The organism is Clostridium sp. (assembly GCF_029267215.1).
In the GTDB taxonomy this organism is placed as follows: Bacteria; Bacillota; Clostridia; order Clostridiales; family Clostridiaceae; genus Sarcina.
Genome location: NZ_JARIDH010000021.1, coordinates 1 through 4143, shown reverse-complemented (window position 1 = coordinate 4143; position 4143 = coordinate 1). Strand labels below are relative to the sequence as shown.

The following is a 4143-nucleotide window of genomic DNA, read 5'->3' as shown; positions in this document are numbered from 1 at the left end:
AGTGTTCAAAAAATGAACGGAAGGGGAAAAGAAATGTTAACACATGAGATTGAGATATTAAAGATATTAAACAATGAGGAAAATATAAGCCAAAGAAAATTAGCTGATATGGTAGGTATTTCTGTTGGAAAGGTAAATGCCTTACTTAAAGAATTATTAGAGAGAGAATATATTATAAAGAATTATATAGATAAAAAAACATTTAAATATGAATTAACTGAAGCAGGGGTTGCTTTATTAGAAAGTTCATTAAATCAAATTAAGAATACAAAGCTATCAATACATAAAGGAAAATTTTATAAAGTTAAGGAAGCTGTTATTTTAGGAGCTGGAGGAAAAGGAAATTTTGGGAAGCCAGCAGGATTTTTAGAGATAGAAGAGTTTAGAATTATAGATAGAATTATAGAAGCTTTAAAATCAAATGGAATAGAAAAAATAGTTATAGTAAATGGATATAAAAAAGAGTTTTATGAAGAGCTTGCAGAAAAAGATTCATCAATAGTTTGTGTAACAAACTCAGCTTATAAATGGACAGGTACTATGAGTTCATTAGCTTTAGCAAAGGAACATATAACTCATGATTTTATACTAGTAGAAAATGATCTTGTTTTTGAAAGTAGAGCAGTTGAACAAATAATTAAGAATGAAAATAGAGACTGTATATTGCTTACTAATGAAAGTGGTTCAGGAGATGAAGCTTTTGTAGAAATAAGAGATGGTTACTTATTTAAGATGTCAAAGGATATACATCAGTTTAATAGAATTGATGGAGAGATGGTTGGAATAAGTAAAATTTCATATAAATTATTTAATATGATGTTAGAAGAATTTAAGTTTAATATAAACCCATATATGAATTATGAGTACACAATGTTAGATGTGGCTAGAAACTATAAGGTTGGATATGAGAAGATAAATGATCTTGTGTGGGGTGAAATAGATAATGAGGAGCAATATGATAAGATTAGAAAACATATTATTCCTATGATAAGAAGAAGAGAAATGCAATATAAAATAGAACAAGTCAGAAATGCCATAATAGAAGGATTAGGTGTTTCTGAAAATAATATAAAAGAGATACTTCCAGTTGGAGGTATGACTAATAAAAACTATAAAGCTTTTGTAGATAATAAGGCATATATAGTTAGAATACCAGGTGCTGGTACAAGTTCTATGATAAATAGAAAAGATGAGATGAGAAACTCTAAATTAGCAGCTAAAAAAGGAATAGATGCTAAGATACTTTTCTTTGATGAAGAATCAGGAGTTAAGATAGCAGAACTTATAGAAGGAGCAGAAACTTTAAATCAAGCAACAGCTAAGAAAAAAGAAAACATGGAATTAGTGGTTGGAGCTTTAAGAACTCTACATAACTCAGAATTACCAATGGAAAATAGATTTGATGTTTTTGAAAAAATAGAGGATTATGAAAACATAGTTAAAAAGGTAAATGGAACATTATTTGAAGATTATGATGAGACTAAGGCAAGAGTTTTAAAACTAGAAAAAACATTAGAAGAGTATGGAATGGAAATAAAACCATGTCATAATGATACAGTACCAGAAAACTTTGTTAAAGATATTAATGAAAGAATGTTCTTAATAGATTGGGAATACAGTGGATTAAATGATCCAATGTGGGATTTAGCAGCTCATTCAATAGAATGTGATTTCTCAGAAGATGATGAAGAATTATTCTTAGATATTTATTTTAATAATTCAATTGAAGAAAAGCATAAGATTAGAATTCTTATCTATAAAATATGCCAGGACTTTTTATGGAGTATATGGACTGTTTTAAAAGAGGCACAAGGTGATGACTTTGGAACTTACGGAATTGACAGATACAACAGAGGGAAGAAAAATTTAGATTTATTAGACAAAATATTAATGGAGAAATAAAAAGTATGTTTTTATTTTAAAGGAGAAAAAGATGTTTAATAAGAATTACAAAGGATATAGTAGAGGTGTTATGTCTGCTATAGCTTGGGGGCTAGATACAGTTTTAGTTGGTGTTGTTTTATCAATGGCACCATTTACAAATAATGAGATTGCTATAATGTTAGCACCATTTGTTAGTACATTTCTACATGATTTATTCTCAAGCATATGGATGTTTTTATATATTATTTCTACAAAACAAGTTGGAAAGTTAATAAAAGCATTAAAAACACCTAGTACAAAATATGTTGTATTAGGGGCTATAATGGGTGGCCCTATTGGTATGACTGGATATTTACTTTCTGTAAAATATATAGGACCATCATATGCAGCCACAATTTCATCTATATATCCAGCAGTAGGAGCTGTACTTGCAGCCATATTCTTAAAAGAAAAGATTAGTAAAAAAGGATATGTTGGATTATTAGTAAGTATATTAGGTATAGCATTATTAGGAATGAATAGTTCTGGGGGAGAAACAAGTTTAATAGGATTTTTATTTGCAGGATTAAGTGTAATTGGATGGGGATCTGAATGTGTAATATGTTCATATGGAATGAAGGACGATGATATTACACCAAAACAAGCATTACAAGTTCGTCAAGTAGTATCAGCAGTATGTTCAGGAGTTATAATAATACCATTATTAAAAGCTTATCCATTAGTATTTGAAGTTTTCAAAGGAAAAGTATTATGGATTATCATAGTAACTGCATTAATGGGTACAATTTCTTATGTATGTTACTACACTGCAATTCATAAATTAGGACCAACAAGAGCCATGGGATTAAATATAACATATGTTGTTTGGGCTATGGTCTTCGATAGAATTTTACTTGGACATGAAATAACTATTAAAATGGTAGTATGCGCATTAATGGTTATGATAGGTTCATTTGTAGTGGCAACTCAACCTGCACATGAAGAAGAACTTACTAATGTTGAAAATGTCGTGGAAGAAATAGAAGTTTAAGTTTATTTGAAAGATAGACTATATTTTTGATATTATAAATATAGTTATTAAAATATGGAAAATAAAAATAGAACATAATTAATAACTATGTTCTATCTATTTTTATAATTATATTATTGGATTAGAGGAGTTAATTAATATGAGAGCAATATTATTAGCAGCAGGAATGGGAACTAGATTAAGACCATTAACATTAGACACACCAAAATCACTTATAGAGGTTAATGGTAAACCACTTTTAGAAAGACAAGTTGAATATTTAAAAGAAAAAGGGGTAGAAGAGATAATAGTAGTTACTGGATATCTTGCAGAGAAATTTGACTACTTAAAGGAAAAGTATGGAGTTAAATTAGTACACAATGATAAATATGAAGTTTACAACAATATATATACTATGTATTTAGTAAGAGAATATTTAGAGGATACATATGTTGTTGATGCTGATGTTTATATTGCAAAGAATTTCTTATTAGAAAGACCTGAAACATCAATGTATTTTTCAGCAAACAAAAAAGGTTTTAAAGGAGAATGGAAACTTCACTTTGATGAAAATTTAAAGGTAACTGATATAGAAGTTGGAGATGATGAAGGATATATACTTTGTGGAGTATCATATTGGGCAAAAAAAGATACTGACATAATAGTAAAAGAACTTGAAGATATGGTTGAACATGGTGATTTTACTAATTTATACTGGGATGATATAGTTAAAAATAACATAGCTAAATTAGATATACATATTCAAAAGATATCAGAAGATAGTATATATGAAATTGATAATTTAGATGAGTTAAACTATGTTAAATCAATAGTTGAAAAATAATTTTCATATATTAAAGGATAGTGATTTTAATATGGACAAAGTAGTTAAATATAATAAAAAAAATAATAAGAAGGTTGTTTGGGTAATTAGTTTAATAGTAATATTATTTTTAATAATATTAGGCGGAGGATATTATTATATAAACTCTAAATTTAGCAAAGTTCAAAAAGTTGAAGTTAATAAGGATAATCTTTCTATAGATAAAACACAGGTTGAGGAAGAAAAGCATATAAAAAATATAGCTTTATTTGGGATTGATGCACCAAAAGGAAAAGTTGGTAGAAGTGATGCTATTATGATTCTTACTTTAGATGAAGAACATAAAGTTATGAAGTTAACTTCTATTATGAGAGATTCTTATGTTGATATTCCAGGTCATGGCGATGATAAGATAACTCATGCTTAT

4 protein-coding genes are annotated in these 4143 nt (G+C 28.0%); all 4 read left to right on the top strand.

The window, feature by feature from the left end:
• Positions 1-33: 33 nt before the first annotated feature.
• A complete protein-coding gene (locus tag Q1K13_RS02365; RefSeq protein WP_300347485.1) occupies positions 34-1902 on the top strand; it encodes a phosphotransferase in 1869 nt (622 codons plus the stop codon).
• A gap of 31 nt (positions 1903-1933) precedes the next feature.
• Complete coding sequence (locus tag Q1K13_RS02360) at positions 1934-2914, top strand: DMT family transporter (RefSeq protein WP_300347484.1); 981 nt, start codon at positions 1934-1936, stop codon at positions 2912-2914.
• 139 nt (positions 2915-3053) lie between these two features.
• Positions 3054-3737 (top strand): sugar phosphate nucleotidyltransferase, encoded by a 684-nt coding sequence (locus tag Q1K13_RS02355; protein WP_300347483.1) that lies wholly within the window; start codon positions 3054-3056, stop codon positions 3735-3737.
• A gap of 31 nt (positions 3738-3768) precedes the next feature.
• Positions 3769-4143 (top strand): LCP family protein (locus Q1K13_RS02350; protein WP_300347481.1); only part of this gene is annotated, 375 nt, incomplete at its 3' end.

Coding starts and splice junctions, on each gene's coding strand:
- Q1K13_RS02365 (WP_300347485.1), top strand. CDS start 34: ATGTTAACACATGAGATTGAGATATTAAAGATATTAAACAATGAGGAA.
- Q1K13_RS02360 (WP_300347484.1), top strand. CDS start 1,934: ATGTTTAATAAGAATTACAAAGGATATAGTAGAGGTGTTATGTCTGCT.
- Q1K13_RS02355 (WP_300347483.1), top strand. CDS start 3,054: ATGAGAGCAATATTATTAGCAGCAGGAATGGGAACTAGATTAAGACCA.